The organism is Burkholderia sp. IT-111MI5, from assembly GCF_949752865.1.
Taxonomy (GTDB): Bacteria; Pseudomonadota; Gammaproteobacteria; order Burkholderiales; family Burkholderiaceae; genus Burkholderia; species Burkholderia pyrrocinia_C.
Genome location: NZ_CATKIF010000072.1, coordinates 98,986 through 122,165 on the forward strand (window position 1 = coordinate 98,986; position 23,180 = coordinate 122,165).

At 67.3% G+C, this 23,180-nt stretch carries 21 protein-coding genes and 1 pseudogene; 13 read left to right on the forward strand and 9 right to left on the reverse strand.

What is annotated here, in order from left to right; all coding sequences use genetic code 11:
- The first annotated feature begins 42 nt into the window (after positions 1–42).
- From ACM6JT_RS33495 to ACM6JT_RS33525, 7 genes are all read left to right on the forward strand, one after another.
- Positions 43–903, forward strand: coding sequence for a branched-chain amino acid ABC transporter permease (locus ACM6JT_RS33495; RefSeq protein WP_072440443.1), 861 nt, complete (start codon positions 43–45; stop codon positions 901–903).
- Positions 900–1,943, forward strand: coding sequence for a branched-chain amino acid ABC transporter permease (locus ACM6JT_RS33500; RefSeq protein ID WP_175749248.1), 1,044 nt, complete (start codon positions 900–902; stop codon positions 1,941–1,943). Before ACM6JT_RS33495 ends, ACM6JT_RS33500 begins: the two co-directional genes overlap by 4 nt.
- The gene (locus ACM6JT_RS33505) at positions 1,940–2,707 is read left to right on the forward strand and encodes an ABC transporter ATP-binding protein (RefSeq protein WP_034182495.1); all 768 of its coding nucleotides are present in this window, start codon (positions 1,940–1,942) and stop codon (positions 2,705–2,707) included. The genes ACM6JT_RS33500 and ACM6JT_RS33505 overlap by 4 nt, the downstream gene beginning before the upstream one ends.
- Positions 2,704–3,405: an ABC transporter ATP-binding protein gene (locus tag ACM6JT_RS33510; protein ID WP_217590501.1), complete on the forward strand. Its 702-nt coding sequence runs from the start codon at positions 2,704–2,706 to the stop codon at positions 3,403–3,405. Before ACM6JT_RS33505 ends, ACM6JT_RS33510 begins: the two co-directional genes overlap by 4 nt.
- A gap of 34 nt (positions 3,406–3,439) precedes the next feature.
- Positions 3,440–4,738, forward strand: a complete 1,299-nt coding sequence (locus ACM6JT_RS33515; protein WP_414858060.1) for a Zn-dependent hydrolase — start codon at positions 3,440–3,442, stop codon at positions 4,736–4,738.
- Entirely contained in the window at positions 4,735–6,243 is a 1,509-nt protein-coding gene (locus ACM6JT_RS33520) for a M81 family metallopeptidase (protein ID WP_175749246.1), read from the forward strand. The genes ACM6JT_RS33515 and ACM6JT_RS33520 overlap by 4 nt, the downstream gene beginning before the upstream one ends.
- Before the next feature lie 122 nt (positions 6,244–6,365).
- Positions 6,366–7,553, forward strand: a complete 1,188-nt coding sequence (locus tag ACM6JT_RS33525; protein WP_034182491.1) for a lactonase — start codon at positions 6,366–6,368, stop codon at positions 7,551–7,553.
- A gap of 162 nt (positions 7,554–7,715) precedes the next feature.
- Here the strand turns inward: ACM6JT_RS33525 and ACM6JT_RS33530 are convergent, their stop codons facing one another.
- Entirely contained in the window at positions 7,716–7,850 is a 135-nt protein-coding gene (locus tag ACM6JT_RS33530; protein WP_006405345.1) for a hypothetical protein, read from the reverse strand.
- A gap of 399 nt (positions 7,851–8,249) precedes the next feature.
- On the opposite strand from ACM6JT_RS33530, the gene ACM6JT_RS33535 reads away from it, so the two are divergent.
- Together ACM6JT_RS33535 and ACM6JT_RS33540 are read left to right on the forward strand one after the other, a co-directional pair.
- The gene (locus ACM6JT_RS33535) at positions 8,250–8,717 is read left to right on the forward strand and encodes a hypothetical protein (RefSeq protein ID WP_034182490.1); all 468 of its coding nucleotides are present in this window, start codon (positions 8,250–8,252) and stop codon (positions 8,715–8,717) included.
- An 89-nt stretch (positions 8,718–8,806) separates the two neighbouring features.
- Positions 8,807–9,619 (forward strand): alpha/beta fold hydrolase, encoded by an 813-nt coding sequence (locus ACM6JT_RS33540; RefSeq protein ID WP_414858061.1) that lies wholly within the window; start codon positions 8,807–8,809, stop codon positions 9,617–9,619.
- 55 nt (positions 9,620–9,674) lie between these two features.
- Here ACM6JT_RS33540 and ACM6JT_RS33545 read toward each other — a convergent pair whose 3' ends face one another.
- The 3 genes from ACM6JT_RS33545 to ACM6JT_RS33555 are packed head-to-tail and all read right to left on the reverse strand — an operon-like array spanning position 9,675 to position 13,731.
- Positions 9,675–11,663, reverse strand: coding sequence for a DUF4034 domain-containing protein (locus ACM6JT_RS33545; protein ID WP_414858062.1), 1,989 nt, complete (start codon positions 11,661–11,663; stop codon positions 9,675–9,677).
- Between the two features lie 14 nt (positions 11,664–11,677).
- Positions 11,678–12,460, reverse strand: a complete 783-nt coding sequence (locus ACM6JT_RS33550) for a DUF1266 domain-containing protein (protein ID WP_034182487.1) — start codon at positions 12,458–12,460, stop codon at positions 11,678–11,680.
- A complete protein-coding gene (locus tag ACM6JT_RS33555) occupies positions 12,454–13,731 on the reverse strand; it encodes a hypothetical protein (RefSeq protein ID WP_414858063.1) in 1,278 nt (425 codons plus the stop codon). The genes ACM6JT_RS33550 and ACM6JT_RS33555 overlap by 7 nt, the downstream gene beginning before the upstream one ends.
- Positions 13,732–14,325: 594 nt before the next feature.
- On the opposite strand from ACM6JT_RS33555, the gene ampC reads away from it, so the two are divergent.
- Positions 14,326–15,495, forward strand: coding sequence for a class C beta-lactamase (gene ampC, locus ACM6JT_RS33560; RefSeq protein ID WP_414858064.1), 1,170 nt, complete (start codon positions 14,326–14,328; stop codon positions 15,493–15,495).
- A 30-nt stretch (positions 15,496–15,525) separates the two neighbouring features.
- On the opposite strand, the gene ACM6JT_RS33565 is transcribed toward ampC, so the two are convergent.
- Together ACM6JT_RS33565 and shc are read right to left on the reverse strand one after the other, a co-directional pair.
- Positions 15,526–15,897 carry a cupin domain-containing protein gene (locus ACM6JT_RS33565; RefSeq protein ID WP_414858065.1) on the reverse strand — a complete coding sequence of 124 codons (372 nt, stop codon included), beginning with the start codon at positions 15,895–15,897 and terminating at the stop codon, positions 15,526–15,528.
- 54 nt (positions 15,898–15,951) lie between these two features.
- Positions 15,952–18,006 (reverse strand): annotated as a pseudogene (shc, locus tag ACM6JT_RS33570) (squalene--hopene cyclase).
- Positions 18,007–18,059: 53 nt separating this feature from the next.
- Here shc and ACM6JT_RS33575 point away from each other — a divergent pair.
- From ACM6JT_RS33575 to ACM6JT_RS33585, 3 genes are all read left to right on the forward strand, one after another.
- Entirely contained in the window at positions 18,060–18,764 is a 705-nt protein-coding gene (locus tag ACM6JT_RS33575) for a TetR/AcrR family transcriptional regulator (RefSeq protein WP_175749317.1), read from the forward strand.
- A 45-nt stretch (positions 18,765–18,809) separates the two neighbouring features.
- Positions 18,810–19,100, forward strand: a complete 291-nt coding sequence (locus ACM6JT_RS33580; RefSeq protein ID WP_175749238.1) for an AAA family ATPase — start codon at positions 18,810–18,812, stop codon at positions 19,098–19,100.
- A gap of 106 nt (positions 19,101–19,206) precedes the next feature.
- Positions 19,207–20,334, forward strand: coding sequence for an aminotransferase class V-fold PLP-dependent enzyme (locus ACM6JT_RS33585; RefSeq protein ID WP_131949429.1), 1,128 nt, complete (start codon positions 19,207–19,209; stop codon positions 20,332–20,334).
- 98 nt (positions 20,335–20,432) lie between these two features.
- Here ACM6JT_RS33585 and ACM6JT_RS33590 read toward each other — a convergent pair whose 3' ends face one another.
- From ACM6JT_RS33590 to ACM6JT_RS33600, 3 genes are all read right to left on the reverse strand, one after another.
- Entirely contained in the window at positions 20,433–20,657 is a 225-nt protein-coding gene (locus ACM6JT_RS33590) for a hypothetical protein (RefSeq protein WP_034182480.1), read from the reverse strand.
- A gap of 283 nt (positions 20,658–20,940) precedes the next feature.
- Positions 20,941–21,144: a cold-shock protein gene (locus tag ACM6JT_RS33595; protein ID WP_027780910.1), complete on the reverse strand. Its 204-nt coding sequence runs from the start codon at positions 21,142–21,144 to the stop codon at positions 20,941–20,943.
- Positions 21,145–21,703: 559 nt separating this feature from the next.
- Complete coding sequence (locus ACM6JT_RS33600; protein ID WP_414858066.1) at positions 21,704–23,149, reverse strand: DEAD/DEAH box helicase; 1,446 nt, start codon at positions 23,147–23,149, stop codon at positions 21,704–21,706.
- Between the last annotated feature and the right edge of the window lie 31 nt (positions 23,150–23,180).

Genomic DNA, 23,180 nt, shown 5'->3' on the forward strand with positions numbered 1-23,180 from the left:
GCGCCGCGGACGTCCGTTACCTTCCTTTCCGACACGGAAGCCATGAACGTCTATCTGCTGCAGATCGTCAACGGCATCGGCGTGGGCATGCTGTATTTCCTGCTCGCCGTCGGCCTGTCGATCGTGTTCGGCCTGCTGCGCTTCGTGAATTTCGCTCACGGCGCGTTCTACCTGCTCGGTGCGTATCTCTGCTACCAGGCGCTGCAATGGTCGGCGAATTTCTGGGTTGCGCTCGCGGTCGTGCCGCTCGTCGTCGGTGCGTTCGCATGGGGCGTCGAAAAACTCGTGCTGCGTCATGTGTACGCGCAGCAGCATGAATTCCACATCCTGGCGACGGTCGGGCTCGCGCTCGTGCTGCAGGAGTGCGCGATCCTCGCATGGGGCCCGCTCGGCGACAACGTGCCGCCGCCCGACGCGCTGAACGGCGTCGTGATCTGGGGCGGCTTCGTCTACCCGAAATACCGGCTGTTCGTGATCGCGTTCACGGCCGTGCTCGCCGCCTTGCTGTGGTGGGTGCTCGAAGGCACGCGGCTCGGCAGCACGGTGCGCGCGGGCAGCGAATCGACGGAGATGGTCTCGCTGCTCGGCATCAACGTGACGCGTGTGTTCAGCCTCGTGTTCGCGCTCGGCGCGGCGACGGCGGCACTCGCGGGCGTGCTCGCCGCGCCGATCCGCGGCGTCGATCCGTTCATGGGCATCGAGGCGCTCGGCGTTGCGTTCGTCGTGGTCGTCGTCGGCGGGATGGGGAATTTTCTCGGCGCGCTCGTCGGCGGGCTGCTGGTCGGCATCGTGCAGAGCCTGATGAGCACGCTGTGGCCGGAAGGCGCGCGATTGATGATCTACGTCGCGATGGCGGCCGTGCTGCTGCTGCGTCCGAACGGATTGCTGGGGAGGGCTGCATGATCGAATCGTCGAAACCGCTGCCGCCGGGGGCGGCGGCCTCGCAACGCGCGCAGCCGTGGCGCGGCGTGCTGCAGCGGCCGGAAGGCTGGCTTGCGGTGGCCGTCGTGTGCGTGCTGCCGGTCGTGCTGAGTTCGGGCTCGCTCGCCACCGAAGTGCTGGTGTTCGCGCTCGCCGCGCTCGGCTGCAACCTGCTGCTCGGCTATACGGGGCTGTTGTCGTTCGGGCAGGGCATCTTCTTCGGGCTCGGCAGCTACGCGGCGGGGCTCGTGCTGACGCGCGGCGTCGCGTCGGTGAGCGTCGCGCTGCTGTCGGCCGCCGCGCTCGGCGCCGTCGCGGCCGCGCTCGTCGGCTGGTTCTCGATCCGGCAGCGCGGCACCTATTTCGTGATGCTGACGCTCGCGTTCGGGCAGCTGTTCTACTTTCTCGCCTATACGACGCCGGACGTCACGGGCGGCGACAACGGGCTGCTCGACATCCCGCGCCCCGCGCTCGCCGCGTTCGGGCATCCGTTCGTTTCGCTCGATTCGCCGTGGCGCTACTACGGCTTCGTCGCGGTGCTGTTCGTCGCGGTGTTCTGGCTGCTGCTGCGTGTGTCGCGCTCGGTGTTCGGCCGTACGCTGCTCGCGATCCGCGACAACGAGGCGCGTGCGGCGGCGGCCGGCTACGACGTGAAGCGCTTCAAGCTCGCGGCGTTCGTGATCTCGGGCGCGGTCACGGGCCTCGCGGGTGCGCTGCACGCGTTGATGACGGGCATCGCGCCGCTGTCGAACATCGACTATCACACGAGCGAGATGATCCTCGTGATGACGGTGATCGGCGGCACGGGCAACCTGTTCGCGTCGGTGCTCGGCGCGGCGTTCTACGTGCTGTTCGCGGACTGGCTGTCGACGCTGTGGCCGCGCTGGCTGCTGCTGCTCGGCCTCGTGCTGATCGCGGTCAGCCTGTTCATGCAGCGCGGCTTGTGGGGGCTGGGCGAACGCGTCGCGGCGAAGCTGCGGCGCACCGAAGGCACGGCGGCTGATGCCAGGGAGCAGCAATGAGCGAAGCGATTCTCGAGGCGCGCGGCGTCGTCAAGCGCTACGGCAAGTTCACGGCGCTGGGCGGCGTCGACCTGCGGATCATGCCGCGCACCGTGCATTCGGTGATCGGCCCGAACGGTGCGGGCAAGACGACGCTGTTCCATACGCTGACGGGCACGCTGCCGATCACGTCGGGCTCGATCCTGTTCGACGGTCACGACGTGTCGCGCGAACCCGATCACAAGCGCGTGCGGCGCGGCATCGCACGCTCGTTCCAGGTGACGAGCCTGTTTCCGAACCTGAGCGTGCGCGAGAACCTGCGGGTTGCCGCACAGGGCGTCGAATCGCGGCGCGCGCTGAATCCGTGGACGCCGCCGCGCGGTGCGCTCGCGCACGGCGGCATCGTCGACGACGTGCTCGAGCGGCTCGGCCTGCAGCGCTTCGCCGACACGGCGGCCGGCGTGCTGTCGCACGGCCAGCAGCGCCGGCTCGAGGTCGGGATGGCGCTGGCGGCACGGCCGCGCGCGATCTTTCTCGACGAGCCGACGTCGGGCATGGGGATCGACGATCTCGACGACATGAAGGCGCTGATCCGCGGCCTGCGCGACGACTACACGGTCGTGCTGATCGAACACAACATGGGAATCGTGATGGACATCTCGGACACGATCACGGTGATGCAGCAGGGCCGCGTGCTGGTCGAAGGCAAACCCGACGCGATTCGCGGCGACGAGCGCGTGCGCAGTGCGTATCTCGGCAACATGATCACGGGAGGCCGCGCATGATGCTCGACGTGAAGGAGGTCCATGCGTGCTACGGCAAGAGCCACGTGCTGCAGGGCATTACGCTGAACGTGAACGAAGGCGAGACGGTGACGCTGCTCGGCCGCAACGGCGCGGGCAAGTCGACGACGCTCAAGACGATCGCGGGCGTCGTCGCGCCGACCGGCGGCACGCTGACGTTCGCGGGCCAACCGATCGCCGGGCAGCCCGCGCACCGGATCGCCGCGCGCGGCCTGTGCTTCGTGCCCGAGCATCGCGGGATTTTCCGGCTGCTGTCGGTCGAGGAAAACCTGCGGCTCGGCGCGCGCCGCGATTCGCCGTGGCAGCTCGACGACATCTACCGGATCTTTCCGCGCCTGAAGGAGCGCCGCGGCAACGGCGGCGCGCAGCTGTCGGGCGGCGAGCAGCAGATGCTCGCGATCGGCCGCGCGCTGATGAACCACCCGCGGCTGCTGATGCTCGACGAGCCGGTCGAGGGGCTCGCACCGGTGATCGTCGAGGAGATCGTCGAGCAGTTGAAGCGGATCAAGGCGGCCGGCGTCGCGATCCTGCTCGTCGAACAGAACCTCGAAGTGTGCACGCAGCTTGCGGACCGCCACTTCGTGATCGAACAGGGCGTGATCGTCTACGAAGGCAGCAACGCGGCGTTCGCCGCCGATCACGAGGTGAAGGACCGTTATCTGGGCGTCGGCGTCGCGTAAGCGCCGTGCCTTTTCATTGCGAGGAATTCCATCGATGCAAGTTCAGGATTCGACACCGGGCGTCGCGGCGTCCGGCTTGCGCGTCGACGGCGCGCGGCTGTGGGACAGCCTGATGCGTCTCGCGCGGATCGGCGCGACCGACAAAGGGGGCGTGTGCCGACTCGCGCTCACCGAACTCGATCGCGACGCGCGCAACCTGTTCGTCGCATGGGCGAAGGAAACCGGCTGCACGGTGCGGGTCGACGCGATCGGCAACATCTTCGCGCGGCGTGCGGGCGAACGCGACGACCTGCCGCCGGTGACGACGGGCAGCCATATCGACACGCAGCCGACCGGCGGCAAGTTCGACGGCAACTACGGCGTGCTCGCGGGCCTCGAGGTGCTGCGCACGCTCGACGATGCGGGCGTGCGCACGCGTGCGCCGCTCGAGGTCGCCGTCTGGACCAACGAGGAAGGCTCGCGCTTCGTGCCCGTGATGATGGGCTCCGGCGTATTCGCGGGCGCGTTCACGCTCGACCATGCGCTCGCGCAGTGCGATCGCGACGGCGTGTCGGTGCGCGATGCGCTCGTCGCGATCGGTTATGCGGGCGATGTGGACGATGCGGACGATGGGCGCCACGCGCATCCGGTCGGCGCGTATTTCGAAGCGCATATCGAGCAGGGGCCGGTGCTGGAGGCGCACGACACGACGATCGGCGTGGTCGAGGGCGCGCTCGGGCAGCGCTGGTATGACGTGACCGTGCACGGGATGGAGGCGCACGCCGGCCCGACGCCGATGGAGCTGCGGCGCGACGCGCTGCTGGTCGCGGCCGATCTCGTGCGCGCGGTGAACGGCATCGCGCGCGCGCATCCGCCTCACGGACGCGGCACGGTCGGCTGGGTCGACGTGTACCCGAATTCGCGCAACGTGATTCCTGGCCGCGTGACGCTGACCGTCGACCTGCGCGCGGCCGACGATGCGACGCTCGCGGCGATGGATGCGGCACTGCGCGCGACGTGCGCCGACCTGGGCGCATCGGCCGGCATGCGGATCGACGTCGAGCAGGTCGTGTACTTTCCGCCGCAGCCGTTCGACGCGACGCTGGTCGAGCGGGTTCGGGCCGGCGCGAGCGCGCTCGGGCTGTCGTCGATGAACGTGATCAGCGGCGCGGGCCACGACGCCGTGTATCTCGCACGCGTCGCCCCGACCGCGATGATCTTCGTGCCGTGCAAGGACGGGATCAGCCACAACGAGATCGAGGACGCCGATCCCGCGCATCTGGAAGCCGGCTGCAACGTGCTGCTGCAGGCGATGCTGGGCGCTGCCGGGATCGTGGAAGGTGACGCGCGATGAAGATCCTGATCGCCCGGATGAACCACGAGACCAACACGTTCTCGCCGGTGCCGACGCCGCTCGCCGCGTTCGGCCGCAACGGCCCCGACTGGGGCGACGACGCGTATCGCGCGAACCACGGGATGCGTACCGCGATGGCCGCGTTCATCGATGCGGCCGCGCGTGAAGGCGCTGAAATCGTGACGCCGGTGTCGGCGGCCGCGAACCCGAGCGGGCCGGTTGCGGCCGATGCGTATGCGGCGATCTGCGACGCGATCGTCGCGGCCGCGCCCGGCTGCGATGCGGTGATGCTCGACCTGCACGGCGCGATGGTCGCCGAGCAGAGCGCGGACGGCGAGGGCGACCTGCTCGCGCGCGTGCGCGCGGCGCTGCCCGACGCGCCGATCGCGGTCGCGCTCGACCTGCACGCGAACGTCACGCAGAAAATGATCGACCACGCGGACGTGATCGTCAGTTTCAAGACCTATCCGCATGTCGACATGTATGAGACGGGCGAGCACGCGGCGCGCGTGCTGCTCGACCGGCTTCATGGTCGCGCACGGCCGGTGCTTGCGTGGCGGCAACCGCCGCTGATGACGTCGACGCTGCGCAGCGCGAGCGCCGAAGGCGCGATGCGGCGCGCGGTGGAGGCCGCGCGCGCGGCCGAGGCCGAGGTCGGCGGCGTGCTCGCCGTGTCGGTGCTTTCGGGTTTCTCGCTCGCGGATATTCCCGCGCCTTGCATCAGCGTCGTCGTGGTCGGCGACGGTGACCGCGCGGCGGCCGATGCCGTCGCCGAACGTATCGCGCGGCAGATCTGGGACGCACGCGACGAATTCGTCTACCGCAGCGCGCCGCTCGCGGAATCGGTCGCGCAGGCCGCGGCGCTCGCGCGCGGCGCGGACCGCCCGGTGCTGATGCTCGATCACGGTGACAACTGCATGTCGGGCGGCCCGTGCGACACGATGGACCTGCTCGAAGAAGCGCTCGCGCAGGGGCTCGACGGCATCGTCAGCGGGCCGCTGTGCGACCCGCAAGCCGTCGCGGCACTGATCGATGCGGGTGTCGGCGCGACCGTCACGGTGCCGGTCGGCAACCGGCTGCCGTCGCACGGCGGCGTGCGGCGCGAGCCGTTTCGCGCGACCGGCGTCGTGCGCGCGATTACCGACGGCGAATACGTGATCACGGGGCCGACCTACACGGGCCAGCGCGCATACATGGGCCGCACGGCCGTGCTCGACATCGGCGCGGCGACGCTCGTCGTCACCGAGCGCACGCAGGAGCCGTGGGATCTCGGCGTGTTCGAGAGCGTCGGCGTCGACCCGCGCCGTGCGCGCTTCCTGCTGCTGAAATCGCGGATGTATTGCCGGCCGGTGTTCGTGCCGATCGCGGCTGCGCTGGTCGAATGCGACAGCCGCGGCGTGACGGGCTCGGACTACGGGCTGTTTCGCTACGAGCGGCTTGCGCGGCCCGTGTATCCGCTCGACAACGTCGATCGGTGGGGGCCGGGCGCGTCACCGGCGGCCTGACGGAGCGGGGCGCGAGACGCCGGATTTGCATGCTTTCGGGCATCATGCGATGGCAGCGGCCCGTCGAGCAGCAGGGTCGTGCAATCCATTGCGTCCGCAACCGATCCGGAGAATCGACCGCCATGCATTCGAATCCTTTCCGCCTGCGCAGCGCGCGCCTGCTCGCCGCGCTGACCCTCGCCACGACGGCCGTCGCCGTGCACGCCGCCGACTGGATCGTGTCCGGCAACGATGGCAAGTACCAGCGCGTCGAGGGCCGCGACACTTTCCTTGCGTCGCCGCCCGCCGACACGCTGACGCTGCTCGATGCCAGCACGTTCCCGCCGAAAGTCGCATTGCAGGTCGACGTCGAGAACGGCATCCAGGGGCCGCCGCAGGCCGTCGCGATCACGCCCGACGCGAAGCTCGCGCTCGTCGGTGCGCCGACGCGCTACGACGCGGCCGCGAAGCAGCTCGTGTTCGACACGTTCCTGCAGGTCGTGAATCTCGACGCGGCACCGCCCGCAATCACGCGCATCGAGCTCGGCACGCATCCGCAAGGGATCGCGATCGACCGGTCGGGCCGGCTCGCACTTGTCGCCAATGTCGACGGCAGCGTATCGATCCTGCGCATCGACGGCACGCACGTGATGCTCGACGGCAACCTGAAGATCGGCAAGAAGCGACTCGCGGGGATCAGCTTCACGCACGACGGCAAGCATGCGCTCGTGTCGCTGCGCGACGAGCAGGGCGTCGCGGTGCTGAACGTCGACGACGGCAAGGTGACCGACAGCGGCGCGCGTCTGAGCACGGGCGTCGCGCCTTACACGATCGACGTGTCGAGCGACAACCGCTGGGCGGTCGTCAGCAACGTCGGGCTCGCGGGGCTGCCAGGCTATACGGGCACGCTCGCGGGCGACGCCGATACGGTCGCGCTGATCGACGTGTCGCGCGTGCCGTTCCGGACGGTCCAGTACCTGACGGTGCCGTCGCTGCCGGAAGGCGTCGCGATTTCGCCGAACGGGAAATGGATCGCCGTGCAGGCGATGGACGGCTCGAACCTGACGCCCGACAATCCGGGCCGCCGCAAGCTCGGCAAGGTGCTGCTGTTCGAGATCCGCGACGGGCAGGCCGTGCAGACCAGCGAGTTGCCCGGCGGCGAAGCCGCGCAGGGCATCGTGTTTACCGCCGACAGTCGGCACGTGATCGTGCAGTTCAATGTCGAACGACAACTGGCGCTTTACGCGGTGGAAGGCGGCAAGCTGCGCGATACGGGCAAGCGTATCGCCTCGACCGGCGGGCCGTCTTCGTTGAGGACGTTGCCGCGCTGACGCGCGGGGCGCCTGTCGATGCGCGACCTGCTTCGACGTCGCTGCAACGCAGCAAGCGGCGGGTCGCACGATCGAAGACGACGTGCAGCTCCGGGGTGAACGAGCCGAATTCAAGCCCGTGATGTTGCGCGAGCAGCGTGCGCGCCGTCGTCGCGATGCGCGTTACGGCCGCAGCAGATCGAACCCGCCGAATACGACGACACCGCTGAGCGCAATCATCGCAACGGAATGCTGGCCGAAGTAGAGAATCGCGGCGGCAAGCCACGTCGTGATGCAGAAGGCGCCGATGCGGGCCATCGTGTGTTCCTCGAATGCGTAATGAAGTGAGTGCCGCACGGCGTTCGCCGCTCGACCGGCGAGCGGTGCACGAAGGCGGACGAAGAGGGCGACCCGCGAAGCCGCGACGGCGGCGCGGCACGCGCACGTGCCGCGCCCGGAAGGGCGGGAGTCGAACCCGGCGGCGTTGCGCGACCGTGCCCGCAGGCCGTCGACGCGCGGATCCGCCCGGCAAAGCGGCAATTTTACCAGCGTCGTTTTGCTGCCAATCTGGCCCTTTCGCGACTTGAGTGCTGCGATCTATCGAAGAATCCGTCCGACCCCGATGCTCAAGTTTCGTATGACGAATGCCGTAAACGAGTCGGAAGGCATTTCATGCCACCCCGTCACGATTTGTTTACCGACATACGGACCGACACGATGCAGATCGATTTTTCCACGACCGCGCGATCCCCGCTGGCGGACGGCAGCGTTACAGCAAACAGCCCGGGTGCATCGGCCGCGACGTCATCCGCCGACGGCTCAACGGATACCGCTGGCACCACCGGCACCACGAGCACCACCGGCGCGAGCGGCACGAAGGGGTCGACCGGCGGCACCGGCGAAACGCTCGGCGCATCGGGCGCGTCGTCGGAAAGCCCGGCAGTCAGCCAGTTGAAGGCGCTGATCGAGCGGTTGCAGAAGCAGCTCGCGACGCTCGAGCGGCAGATGGCGAGCGCGGCCCAGCGCGCGAAGGACGACCCGGCCGCGGCGGTCGAACAGCAGTCGCTGAGCGCGGAAGCCAGCGCGATCTCGGCGGCATTGGCGACGGCGATCTCGCAGCTCGCGGCGGCGATCGAGAAGTCGGGCGGCTCGTCGGCGGGCGGGCTGGTGTCGACGCAGGCCTGACGGTTTCCGGCTGCGCGCGGCCGTCAATGCCGCGTCGGCCGCGCGCATTACAATCGCAAGCTCGTCTCCCTCGAAAGGACGGCAGAACGATGCATGCGGAACTCGACGACGACGAACTCGTCCGCTTCGACGCGCACGGCGGCACGCCGCTGCCGGCGGCCGATGCCGAAGGATGGATCGAACACGACGGCGCGCGCATCTGGCACGCGTCGTTCGGACACGGCCCGCCGGTCGTGCTGCTGCACGGCGGCCTCGGCCACGGCGGCAACTGGGGCAACCAGGTGCCGGCGCTGCTCGCGGCCGGCTACCGCGCGATCCTGATCGACAGCCGCGGCCACGGCCGCAGCACGCGCGACGACCAACCGTATTCCTATGAACGCATGGCGTCGGACGGGCTTGCGGTCCTGGACGCGCTGCACGTCGACCGCGCGCGCTTCGTCGGCTGGAGCGACGGCGCATGCACCGCGCTCGTGCTGGCGGCCCGCGCGCCGGAGCGCGCGGCTGGCGTGTTCTTCTTCGCGTGCAACATGGACCCGGGCGGCACGAAGGAAATGGTGCCGAGCCCGCTGATCGACCGCTGCTTCGCGCGGCACCGGAAGGACTACGCGCAACTGTCCGCAACGCCGGACCAGTTCGACGCATTCGTTTCGGCCGTCAGCGAAATGATGCGTACGCAACCGAATTACAGCACGCAGGATCTCGCGTCGATCGCGGTGCCGGTGACGATCGTGCAGGGCGAGCACGACGAATTCATCCGGCCCGAGCATGCGGCGTATCTGGCGCGCACGATTCCGGGCGCGACGCTGACGATCCTGCCCGGCGTGAGCCACTTCGCGCCGCTGCAGCGGCCCGCACGATTCAACGCGGCGATGCTGGCCTTCCTCGACCGGCTGCCGGGCTGACCGCTCGTACGGCCCGCGCGCGCCGTCGATGGGCGCGCGCGTTGGTCGCCCGTGCTCAGACCATCGCGTTGTCGTTGCCGGGAATCTCGTGCGCCTTGATCTGCTTGCGGTGCAGCTTGTACAGCAGCTTGCCGAGCATCCCGTCCTCGTGACGCAGGCGCGTGATGTTGCGCACGTATTCGTCGTCCGGCGCGATCGCCTGGGCGCCCATGATCCAGCGCACGCTTTCGCGATAGTTGTAGAGCGACTTGTCGCGGCTGTCGGCCAGGATCGACGACAGCGCGGCCATTGCCGCCGGATGGCCGCCTTCCGCATGGCGGCGCAGTTCGTCGACGTAACGATGGCGCGACGGGAGATCGTCGACGTCGGCGATGAACATCAGCATCGTCTCGAGGCCCTCGGTATGCCCCATCTCGTGCGCCATGCGCGCGGCCTCGACGGCTTCGACCTGCATGCGCGCGCGTTCGGCTTCGTCCTTGCTGGCGCCCGCGATGTGATAGTACGCAAACCCGAGCTTGTACGCGGCCATGTTGCCGCCGTCGTCGACCGACTCGCGGAAGTAATGGGCGGCGCGGTACAGATCCTGCGCGACGTGCATGCCGTCTTCGTAGAAGCAGCCGAGCAGGTAGCCGCACGAATCGCCGCCCGCTTCATAGCCGAGCTCGCACAGCGCGACCGCATCGGCGGGCCGACGGCCTTCGTCGCGCATCGCCGACGCGAGCTGGTTCCATGCGAGCGAGCCCGGCTCGTTCACGCGCGCGGCTTCGAGCCACGCATCGCCGCGTGCGTCGTCCTGCGCGAAGCCGAACGTGCCGGTGCGATGGGCGTAGCCGCGCAGGATCATCGCCGACGTGCATGCGCGCGCATCCGATGCGCGCTCGATCGCGCCGGTCAGCCAGGTGCCCTGCGGATCGAGGTCGAGCGCGAGCCGTACGCCCATTGCCATCGCGTGGTTGTCGTCGATCGGCTGATCGCGCTCGGCTTCCTGCAGGCGCGCGTAAGCCTGCTCGTATTCGCTGCGCATGAAATGACTGTGCGCGAGCCAGTGCAGCGTTTCCCAGCGGTGATACGGATGCAGCGCGGCCTTGGCGCGCGCGAGCGTCGCGGCCATTGCGCGGCGTGCATCGTCGTCGTCGTCATTCGAATCGAGCGTATTGCCGATATGGTCGTCGCGCCAGATCTCGTGGCGCAGCCGGTCCTTCTCGACCGCGTCGAGGTGCGCGCACGCGTCGGAATCGACGAACGCGCGGACGTGGTCGTGCGAGCCGCCCCAGCGCGGCTGCATGTACCAGATGAAGGTGCGCATCGAGAAAAACTGGTGCGGGTGAATGTGCAGCGTCGCTTCCATCCAGTACCACTTGCCCTTGCGCAGCTTCCTGCCCTGGACGGGGCCGGGCAGCGTTTCCGGAAATTCCGCCGGGCAGGCGACGGGTACGTCGGGGTTCAGCCCCGAACGCGCGAGCATGCCCTGCAGTTCGGCGCGCGTGGCCTCGTCGTGGGCGCCGACGTTCAGGTGCAGCTCGGTCACGGGCCAGCGGCGCTGTTGCACGAGCTGCGTGAGCCACTCGGGTTCGTCGAACGACGACACGCTCGTGAAGATCACCTTCGGCGCGCTCCACATCGTCGGCGCGAGCACGAGCGCGCGCAGCGCGGCGACGATCGTCAACGTTGCGCACGCATGCGCGCAGATCCAGCCGGTTTCGGTCACCGTCCCGGCCCAGCCGGAGCCGCGATACTCGTACGCCCAGTGGTGCCAGTAATGCGCTTCGCACAGCCACGCGTGCGCGGATTGCGGGTTCGCGGCCTGCCAGGCGCGCAGGCGCGCGAGGCCTTCGGCGCCGGCTTCGATGCACGGCTGCAGGTCGGCCGGCAGCGCGTCGACGTACAGCGTCTCGGCCGTGCGGTCGGCGAAGCTGGCGGCGAGCGCGGCGTCGAGCTGCGTGTCGAGCGCGGCAAACTCGCCCGCGCGCAGCAGCGCGTCGACGTCGCAGATGAACCATCGGGACTTCGCGGGCGGAATCAGGGCGGCGGGAGCGGAGGACATGTCGGTGTCGGCGGTCATGACGAAACGGGTTGGGGATCGAAGATGCGGTAGCGCTTCCACGGCAGCGAAAGCCAGTTTCCGGACGGATTGCGCAGGTGCTCGCGCACTTCCTGCGTGGCGCGCGACGACGCGGGGCCGTCCTGGCCGCTGCCGCGCAACCAGTGCTGGCGCGCCCGCGCATACGCGAGCCCGAAGTCTTCCCAGCTGTCGAAGCTGTCCTGCGCGCGCTGCGCATTGAGCAGCAGCACCACCCACGCCTGCGGTTCGGACGCCCAGCCGAGCAGCGCGATGCAGCGCACGAGAAACGCGGTGCGCGCGCAATCGAACGCCAGCGCGTCGCGCACGCGCCCGACGGCCGCAAGCTGTTCGTAGAAGCCTTCGTGCGAGCGGCCGACGCCGCGTATCCAGCCCGCGAGGATCGGCGGAACGCGCTGCACGATCTGCCACTCGGGCAGGTCGGCCGGCAGGTCGAGTTCGCGCCGCAACTGGCGGGCGAGCTGTTCGCGCTGCGTGTCGGGCAGCGCGTACACGAGGTCGTCGCAATCGCAGCGCAGCCCGTTGCGGATCAGCAGGATGTCGGCGAGCGCGAGCGACCAGCGGCGGCGATTCGGCGGCGCCTGGTCGGCGAGCGTGCGGGCGAGCGAAACCGCGGCGGTCTGCCGGACCGGCACCGCGCGGTCGGTGCCCGCGGCCTGGTCGGCGTCGACTTCGCGCACCATCCGCGCGGCGATCCGCAACGAACGCCACACGTACCACACGAGCCACAGCGCGGCTGCACCGATCAGCAGTTTCAGCATGACGGGCTCCTGGCAGCCGTCGCTGGCAGCGCGAACGCCGCGCACAGCTCGGGATCGATCGGAATGCCCTCGATCGAGAAGGCGGCCGCGGCCCGAGGTGTATCCGGTTCGCGCGCGGCCGGCAGCGCATCGTCCGGCAACGCGTGGCGCGCGGCCGCCGCGACGGCCGGATCGATTTGCCGGAGCTGGCCGAGCGCGTACGGCGCGTTGCGCAGCAGCAGCCATTGCAGCACGGCCGGCGGCTGCGCGAAATGCTCGATCAGGTGGAAGTTCTCGCTCATCACGCTCAGCAGATGGTCGGGCGAGCGCACGTCGGTGACGAAGGTCCATTCGCCGGTGGCCGCGCCCGGCGTGTCCGGCTCGAACACGAGGCCCATGCCCTCGCAATCCGGATGACGCTCGCCGCGCGGCGCGAGCGTGCGCAGGAACTGGCGCACGTCGTCCGCGTAGCGGCGCACCGGATGGCGGTTCTGCTTGCCCTTGATCTGGTCGACGCGCAGGCCGTCGCCGGTCACCGACAGGCTGATCGTCACGTGCGGCTGGTTGCCCGCGCCGCGCAGCGTGAACAGGCGCAGCCGGCCGTCCTGTGCGGCTTGTGCGTACTGCTCGCCGTATCCGCCGCGCAGCCGGCGGCGATCCGCGAACTGGCCGAGACAGTGCTGCATGCAGTACGACTCGTAAGCCAGCTCCTCGCGCAGTGCCGCATGATCGCGGGCGAATTCGAAGACGATCCCGTTCGGCGTGCGCAGCACCTCGCGCAGCGCGAGGCCGCTGCTCGGCACCCAGCCCTTGTCGCGGCGCGCCTGCATCCGCTGGTGTTCGCGCTCCCACATGTCGAGCGCCATCGCGCACGTGATGCGCTGCAGTTTCTGCGCGAGCCGCGTGCCGGCGCGCGAGCGCAGGAATTCGACCAGCACGCGCTCGCGGTCGATCAGCAGCATGTGCTCGGGATCGATGAAGTAGAGCGGCTTCGGCTCGGCCGCCGCGCCGATGGCGCCGCCGGATGCCGGTTGCGCGCGGAACCGGCGCACGAGCCAGTCGGGCGCCGGCCGGTCGGCGCCGGCGAGCGCGCGGTAATCGGCGAGCGAATCGAGCGGCTGGGCCTGCTCGAACGCGCCGACGACCCAGCGGAAGAAATGGTTGCCGAGCCACGCGCGGATGTCGGCCGGATCGCCGCGCTCGGCGCTGCGGCGCGCGATGGCCGCCTTGATGTCGGGCGCGTTGACGACATCGCGCGGCCGATAGGCGGACGCGACGACGGTTTCGGTCACGGGGTCACTCTCCGGTCAGGCAGGGCGTCCGCGGGCGGCACCCTGGAGGTTTTTGGCTTGTGTGCTGGAGGGCATGCGGGCGCGATACGCGGCGGTATCGCGGGTGCCCGATGCAGGTCGGTCGACGCGTGAAGATCACGCGGCCGCGCAGCGGCCAACGACGCGGGAGCGGGCGATCGAGGAATGGCGATTCATGGTTTCTCTCAGGATGGATTTTATTTTTTGCTGCCGCGAGTTTACTGCGATCCGCGCGGGCGAATCAATCGCGCGGCGCGCCGGCGGTTGCCGATCTGACAAGACTTATCTCTTTTTCATCGATTTTCGATGCAGCGCCATTCGGCCGCCGGGTTGAATGCTGTTAAAACCGACAGGTTTTTACGGCAAGCCGGCGAACGGCTCGCGATTGCCGTGTTGCAATCCGACGCTCCACGTATCTCATAAGTTTTTCTTTAGGCTCGCGCAACATATCGTCGATTGTTCGCGGCCGGCCGGTAATGGATAGTCCTGCTTCGACAGGCCGGCCGCCGTGATTTCCGCGCGGCGCGGCCGAATCTGTTGTCCATGCAACCATCCGATATCGAAGGAACCGCAACCATGCGATTCAACGCGACACGCTTCGCCGCGACCCTGTTGGTCGCCGCGTGCGCCACCGCCGTGGCCGGCCGCGCGGCCGCATTCACGCAGAACGACATCCACGCAACCGTTACCCGCCACGTCGCGCCGCTGATGAAGCAGTACGCCATTCCCGGCATGGCGATCGGCATCGTCGCCGACGGCAAGCCCTACGTGTTCGACTACGGCGTGATGTCGACGCAAACCGGCAAGCCCGTCACCGGCGACACGCTGTTCGAGATCGGCTCCGTCAGCAAGACGCTGACTGCGACGCTCGCGTCCGACGCGCAGGAGGGCGGCGAGCTGTCGCTGTCGGACCCGGCGGCCAAGTACCTGCCCGCGATGCAGGGCAAGCCGTTCGGCGGCGTGACGTTGCTCGAGCTCGGTACGCACACGCCCGGCGGCATGCCGCTGCAGGTGCCCGACAGCATCCGCGACGATGCCGGCTTGATCCGCTATCTCGACGCGTGGCGGCCTGCGTATGCGCGGGGCACGCGCCGCACGTATTCGAACGTCGCGATCGGGATGCTCGGGTGGCTCACCGCGAAGGCGATGAACCGCGATTTCTCGGTGCTGATGGAGCAGCGGCTCTTTCCCGCGCTCGGGATGACGCACACGTATATCAACGTGCCCGATGCGCGCACGGCCGACTATGCGCAGGGCTACACGCAGGACGGCAAGCCGATCCGGATGACGGGCGGCATGCTGTGGCAGCCGGCGTACGGCGTCCGGACCACGGCGGCCGACCTGCTGCGTTTCGTGCAGGCGAACATGGGGCTGGTCGAAACGGCGCCGCGGCTGCAGCGCGCGATCGAGCGCACGCACACCGGCTATTTCCGCGCGGGGCCGCTGACGCAGGATCTGATCTGGGAGCAGTATCCGTATCCGGTCGCGCTGCCGACGCTGCTCGAAGGCAACGCGCCGAAGATGCTGTTCGATGCGACGCCGGCCAGCGCGATCAAGCCGCCGCTCGCGCCGAACCCGGACACATGGATCAACAAGACGGGCTCGACCAACGGCTTCAGCACGTATGTCGCGTTCGTCCCCGCGAAGCGGATCGCGATCGTGATGCTCGCGAACCGCAGCTTCCCGATCGAGGATCGCGTGAAGACGGCATACCGGATTCTCGGGTCGCTCGGCGACGGCCGGTAACGCTTCCAGCGACGGACGAAGCGCCGCCGCTTACTCGGGCGGTTGCTCGTCGTACGCGATGAAGATCTTGCGCGTGCGTTCGACGACTTCCCACGTGCCGCGAAAACCCGGCGGAATCACGAAACGATGGCCGGCACGCAGGGTCTTCCTGTTGCCCTCCAGGTCGGTGATCACGGACGTGCCTGCCAGGATCTCGCAGTATTCCGCTTCGGTGTAGGCGACATGCCAGCAACCCGGCGTGCTTTCCCAGATGCCGGTCGAGAAACGGCCGCACGGGCTCGCGAAGCCGGGCGTGAGCGTTTGCAGCGGATCGCCCGAAATCAGCTTCTCGGGCGACACGCGGTACTGCGTCGGCTCGCCGCTCGGGGTGAGTGCGTCGGTAATGGATGAAACGTCGATCATGATCGGCATGCTTCGTCGAGTTGGGTGGAGTGGAGCGCGCCGGCGCGGCGTCGCTCAGGCGACTGCCGTGTCGGTTGTTTCCACTGCCATCGTACCGCGCACGGTCGAGCCCGGCGATGACGCAGCGCCCGCAAGCCGCCGATAACGCGCAAGCGCCCACAGCGGGAAGTACGCGGTATAGCCGTGATACTTCAGATAGAAGATGCGCGGAAAGCCCGGCGCATTGTGCGAGCGGTGCCACCAGAAACCGTCGTCCTGCTGCACCGACAGCAGATACGCGATGCCGCGCTTCACCGAATCGGATTCGCAGTCGCCGAACGCCATCTGCGCGAGCAGCGCCCACGCGGTGCAGTTCGACGTGCTCTCGCCGGAATTGGTGCCGGCGAGCTTCGGGTCGATGTAGCTGTCGTTCGTCTCGCCCCAGCCGCCGTCCGCGTGCTGCCGTGCGCGCAGCCAGTCGAGCGCGCGGGCGATGTACGGCTGCGACTTGTCCTCGCCGGCGAGCGCGAGGCCGGCCAGCACGCTTCACGTGCCGTACAGGTAGTTCGTGCCCCAGCGGCCCCACCAGCTGCCGTCGGGCTGCTGCGTGCGCTTCACGTAGTCGATGCAGCGCGCGAGCGCCGCACGGTCGTCCGCGCGTTTCGTCACGCCGAAGCACAGCAGCACGCGGCCCGACACGTCTTCGGTCGGCGGATCGAGCAGCGCGCCGTGATCGGCGAACGGGATCGCGTTCAGGTACATGCGGTCGCAGTCGGCGTCGAAGGCCGCGAAGCCGCCGTTGCGCGATTGCAGCCCCCGCATCCAGTCGAGCGCGCGCACGACGCGCGGCGCATACGGGTTCGTGCCGTCCGCGTTGCGATGCGTGCGGCCGCGGCGATCGAGCATCGCGGTGACGAGCGCGCTGTCGTCGATGTCGGGGTAGTACGGGTTCGCGTACTGGAAGGCCCATCCGCCCGGCTCCGTATCGGCCGGCGCGTTCTCGATCCAGTCGCCGTGCAGGTCGTTTACCTGGCACCCGGCCAGCCAGTCGTACGCGCGCGCGATACGTTCGTCGAGTTCGCGCAGCGCGCCGGCCGGCTCGCCGCCTTCCGGCACTGCCACGCCGCGCGCCTGCTCGAGCGCCATCGTGCTCCATGCGGTGTCCCACACCGGCGACAGGCACGGCTGGCAATACACGCTGCCGTCGGGCCGCGTGACCAGCAGCTTTTCCAGCGCGTTTTCGCAATCGCGCCGCAGCGGATGATCGTCCGGGTAGCCGAGTACTTCCATCATCTGGTAGCTGTACACGATCGGCGGGAAGATGCCGCCGAGCCCGTCCTCGCCGTTCATGCGTTCCGCGCACCACGCTTCCGCGTGGCGGATCGCGCGCCGGCGCAGGCGCTTCGGCATCAGCGGCTCGAGATGGCGGACCGTGCGGTCGAGCGCGAGGAACAGCTTGCGCATGCCGCGCGCGGGCGGGAAGTAGTGACGCTCCTGGTCCGGCGGCGTGACGAACAGCTCGCGGATCGAAACGTTGCGCGGATTGCGGGCGCGCGCCTTCAGCGAGCACAGCACGAGCAGCGGCACCATCGTCGTACGCGCCCAGTACGCGACCTTGTACATCGAGATCGGTACCCACTTCGGGAACAGCACGAATTCGATCGGCATGAACGGCGCCGCGCGCCACGGCACCTGGCCGAACGTCGCGAGCAGGATGCGCGTGAACACGTTCGAGCGCGCCGCGCCGCCGAGCTTCAGGATCGCGTCGCGCGCGCGGACCATGTGCGGCGCGTGTTCGCTGTCGCCGGCCGCCTTCAGCGCGAAATATGCCTTCACGCTGCACGACACGTCCGGTGCACCGTCGACGTACAGATCCCATCCGCCATGCGTGTCGAGCCGCTGGTTCGCGCGCAGGTAGCGCGCCATCTTCTGCTGGCGGACGTCGTCGATCCTGTCCATGAAATGCATCATCAGGATGTATTCCGCGGTGATCGTCGCGTCGGATTCGAGTTCGAAGCACCAGCTGCCGTCGGGCTGCTGAAGACGCACGAGCGCGTCGCGTCCACGGGCGATGGCGGTGTCGAGCGCGGACCAGGGGGATGGGGCGGGTTTGTTCATGCGGCGGATCATACCATCCAGCCGGAATGTTTATATCGAGACCCTCGGGTGCTAACATCCGCACCATGAAAAAACGCCTTGAACCCGCGCCACACGATGTGTCCGCGCCTGTCGAACCGGCTGGAACGGCCGCTGCACGGGCATTCGAAGGATCATCTACTCCGGTGGCTGCCGCCGCTGCCGGCGTGCGGCGGAAAAAAGCGCCGGATCAGGTGCGCGCGCAATTGCTGGCGGCCGCATCCGAGATTGCGACGCATCACGGCGTGGCTGCATTGACGCTCGATGCGGTGGCCGAGCGTGCCGGCGTGACGAAAGGCGCGCTGCAATATCACTTCGCGAACAAGCAGGGGCTGCTGGATGCGCTGTTCGGGCAGGCGACCGAGCGGTTCGCCGCGCAAATGGCCGCGCGGACGGCGGCGGATCCCGGCGGCGACGGCGCGGCGGCGCGGGCTTATCTGCACGCGGTGCTCGACGCGGCCAATCCGGCGGCGAGTACCGACGTGCTGCGCGTGCTGGTCGCGTCGATGATTACCGAGCAGGAGACGCGCGCGCGATGGTCGGTGCCGATGCGGGAATGGACGCGGCCCGATCCCGTGCCGCTGGAGCGGGCGGCGACGCTGATGATCTGCCGGCTTGCGGCCGACGGGCTGTGGATTTCGGAATTGCTCGACAGCGTCGAGGTATCGGCCGAGTTGCGTTCGGAGATCGTCCGGCAACTGGATGCGATGAGCAAGGGGGTGTTTCCGAAGGAGAGTGGTGGGGCGGCGTGACGCGGACGCGTTGGAAGAATGGTGTGGTCGCGTTGTCGCGCGGCCTTGGCCTCAAACCCGCTTGCTCGCCTTTATCCGGGCGAGATTCTGTCGATCGACGACTATGTTCGATGTGCAACGCGCATCAAGAATGTGATCGCCGATCACGTCCGCGCCGTGTTGCAGGCCGGCGTCTCGGTGGTTCTCGATCTCCCGTTCAATACCGTCGCTGCGCGCGCATGGGGGCGCGCCGTTTCGCAGGCCGCCGGCGCTTCGCTCCGGCCGCCGCCGCGCAACTTCAAGCGTGCGCGAGAGACCAGACAAAATATGCGCCAAGTTGCAGGCGGCCTTCGTTAGAATCGGCTTTCATCGAGAAAAAAACGAATTTGCATCGGTGCAGCGGTACCCCGTCACGGATACGGCTCGCCCCGACGCCATTGTTCATCTTGTATCGGAGACGACCATGCCAGGCTTACTTCCCGATGTCGACCGCGACGGGCTCCTCGAATATTCCGTGGTCTATACCGACCGATCGATCAATCATATGTCGCAGCTCTTCCAGGGCGTCATGCACGACATTTCCGCTTCGCTGAAAAAGGTCTACAACGCGAAGTCGGTCGTCGTCGTCCCGGGCAGCGGCACGTTCGGCATGGAAGCCGTCGCCCGGCAGTTCGCGACGAACAAGAAGTGTGTGGTCATCCGCAACGGCTGGTTCAGTTTCCGCTGGTCGCAGATCTTCGACATGGGCAGCATTCCGTCCGAAACGACGGTGCTGAAGGCGCGCCCGGTCGAACAGGGAAGGCAGGCTGCCTATGCACCGGCCCCGATCGACGAAGTGGTCGCCGCGATCAGGGAGCACAAGCCGGATCTGGTCTTTGCGCCGCATGTCGAAACCGCATCCGGGATGATGTTGCCCGATACGTATTTGCGCGCGGTATCCGACGCCGTGCATGCCGTCGGCGGCATGTTCGTCCTGGATTGCATCGCGTCCGGTACGGTCTGGGTCGACATGCAGGCCAGCGGCGTCGATGTCCTGATCAGCGCGCCGCAAAAGGGCTGGAGTGCGCCACCCTGCTGCGCACTGGTCATGCTCAGCCCGCTCGCCCGCGAAAGAATCGATGCGACCACCAGCACCAGCTTCGCGTGCGATCTGCGCAAATGGCTGCAGATCATGGAAGCGTACGAGAACGGCGGGTTCGCGTACCACGCGACGATGCCCACGGACAGTCTCGCGACGCTGCGCGACGTGATCAAGGAAACCGACGCATACGGTTTCGACAAGGTGAGAGCGGAACAGCTCGAGCTCGGCAAGCGCATTCGTGCGCTGCTGGCCGACAAGGGTTTCAGGAGCGTGGCGGCTGAAGGTTTTCAGGCGCCGGGTGTCGTGGTCTGCTACACGGACGACGACGGCATTCGATCCGGCAAGAAATTTGCCGATGTCGGCTTGCAGATCGCGGCCGGCGTTCCGCTGCAATGCGACGAGCCTGAAGATTTCAAGACCTTCCGCATCGGATTGTTCGGCCTGGAAAAACTGCATGACGTCGAAGGTGCGGTTGCAAGGTTCGCCGACGCGCTGGAGCGCGTTCTTTAGGTCGACTTCCGATCGGCTCGAGTGATGTTTGGGCGCGCTTTGTCGAGCGCGCCCCGGTGCGTCAGATGCGTTGGGCGTCCGGCACTGGGGCGCTGCCTTCAACCGCGCGTGTCGACCCAGTTGCGTGCCCAGCGTGTCGAGTGCTGCAGCGCCTGCGCTTCGCTCGTGAAGTAATCGAGCGAATAGAACTGGTAGCGGCCTTCGGCGCGCGAGCTATCGGTGCGTTCGAGCAGCAGGTTGGATGAAAAACTACCGTCGGGCAAACGATGCGCCGAGGGTTGGACGGCATAGCCGTTGTATTGTTGAATTCGTTTGTTCTGCATTTTAATTTTAATAATGATGTGCGAATGCGCGCGTGCCGTGCGAAATATGCACGGGTGCGCCGATTCAAAGCCATTGCGAGCTGAATCTGAAGCAGTCGGAAAGCGAAAAAAGGGCCTTGCAGCCAGAGGGGAGAATGAAGTGCAACGAGGCGTGTGGCGCTTGGCAAGCTGCTGAATAAACAGATGCAGCTAAGAGCGATCGCGCCAACTTTGGGAGACAAAGGCTCCGCGAGGGTGTCGCTGCAACCCGGCGTCCGTTTCGGGAGGCCGGGTTCTTCAAACTTTACAGCGGCTGGATGTTGGCCGCTTGCAGACCCTTCGGGCCTTGCTTCGTTTCGAAGCTCACCTTCTGATTTTCAGCCAGCGTCTTGAAGCCGTCGGTCCGAATTTCGGAGAAGTGTGCGAACAGGTCGTCGCCGCCCTTGTCCGGAGTGATGAAGCCAAAGCCTTTGCTGTCGTTGAACCACTTGACGATACCGGTATCCATGAAGAATCCTTGAGAAAAAAATACGGAGATTTGCTCTGTTGAAGAGCGCATGAAGCATCAAGGAGGGAGAGGACAACGAATACCGCTGAGGAGCGAGCAATTGATGAACAGCAATCGAACTTCTTGAACTTCGATGCACACACTAACCGCCGGGTAGTGCCAGCGTCAATAATTATCTTGTAACTGTGTTGCCGGGCGGTCCGTTTTGCGGATGAAGCGATGTGGCCCTGCGTGGCTGCGCGCCATGCCTGGCATGGCGCGCAGGTTAGGAAGAGCCTAAGCCGGTCGGTGATTCCGAACGACCCTAAGCGGTAGTTCGCGATGCCGATCAAATGACGGCTTCCGTGTGAGAAGCGGCCACATTCGCCGGAGACGGCCTCGATCGGGCGCTCGCTGCGCACGATTTCAACGTCCGTTCGGCCGCGAAGTTGTTGCGAATCCTGGATACAGTGTGCCGTTATCCGTCGACCCGATGCGCGCCGAAGCCGCGCCGCGGCCTGCCAGCGGGGGCCGCAGACCGCCGGCCTGTTGCGAGGCTGGCGTGACTCATCCCAACGAATCAGGGTTGACGCTTGCCGCGGCCGCCAGCGGGTTTGCCAGCCGGCTTGCGTGAACCCGCAGCCGGTTTGCCGTCGGGTTTGCTGCGTGGCTTCTGCGCGCTGAATGGGTTGCCGCTGGACGAACCTGTACCTTTCCCCGCGGCTACAGCACGCTGCGCCGCCGGCTTGCGCTTGTTTTCGCCACCTTGCGGGCGCGGTTTTTTGCCGGGCGCCTGCATGGCGCCCGACGCAGCTTGCGGCACTTTGGGCTTCTTGGGCTTTTTGGGTTTCTTGATGATCTGCCCCGTTGCGCTGGTTTCCGGCACGCGGTGTTCGGCTTCGAAACCCGGCTCTTCTTCACGGGGCAGCGTTTGCCGGATCAGCGCTTCGATCGCGGCCAGTTGCGGCGCTTCATCGGCACACACCAGGGACACCGCCACGCCGCTGGCGCCCGCGCGGCCGGTACGGCCGATACGGTGCACATAGTCTTGCGCCACGATCGGCAGATCAACGTTGATCACCAGCGGCAGGTCGTCGATATCCAGCCCGCGCGCAGCCACATCGGTGGCGACCAGCATATTGACTTCGCCCGTCTTGAAGCGCTCCAGTGCACGCAGGCGCGCGGGTTGCGGTTTGTCGCCATGGATGGTGTCGATCGCATAACCCGCTTCATCCAGCATGGCCGCCAGGTAATCCACGCCTTTGCGGGTCTTGACGAACACCAGCGCGTGCTCCCAGTTGTTCTCGGCCACGAGGTGCATGAAGAGGTCGGGCTTGTTCCTTTTATCCACCGGCACCACCCATTGCTTGATCTTGCTGGCCGTGGCATTGGGCGGGCTGACGCTGATATTGACCGGGCTGCGCAGAATGCCCGCCGCCATCGTGCGGATTTCGTCCGAAAACGTGGCTGAGAACAGCAGCGTCTGGCGCTTGGCGGGCAACGCGGCAAAGACGGCGTCGAGTTCGCGCGCGAAGCCCAGATCCAGCATGCGGTCGGCTTCATCCAGCACCAGCGTCTGTACCTGATCGAACTGCACGGCGTTCTGGCGATTGAGATCCAGCAAACGGCCCGGCGTGGCAACGAGCACATCCACGCCTTTGCGCAACTTCATCATCTGCGGGTTGATACTCACACCGCCGTAGGCGGCCAGAAATCGCAGGTCGAGGCCTTTGCCGTAATCGACAAAGCTTTGCAGCACTTGTTCGGCCAGTTCGCGCGTGGGCACCAGCACCAGAACACGTGCGCGGTTGCTGGACACCGCCGGGCCGTGTTGCACCAGCCGTTGCAACAGCGGAAGCGCAAACCCCGCCGTCTTGCCGGTGCCGGTCTGTGCCGCGGCCATGACGTCCTTGCCACCGAGCACAGCAGGAATCGCCTTGGCCTGCACCGGCGTAGGTGTCTGGTAATTGAGGTCCTGCACATTACGCAGCAAGGGATCGATCAGGCCAAGCGAGGCAAAAGACATGGGCGTATTCCGGGCTAAAACCGCAATTCTA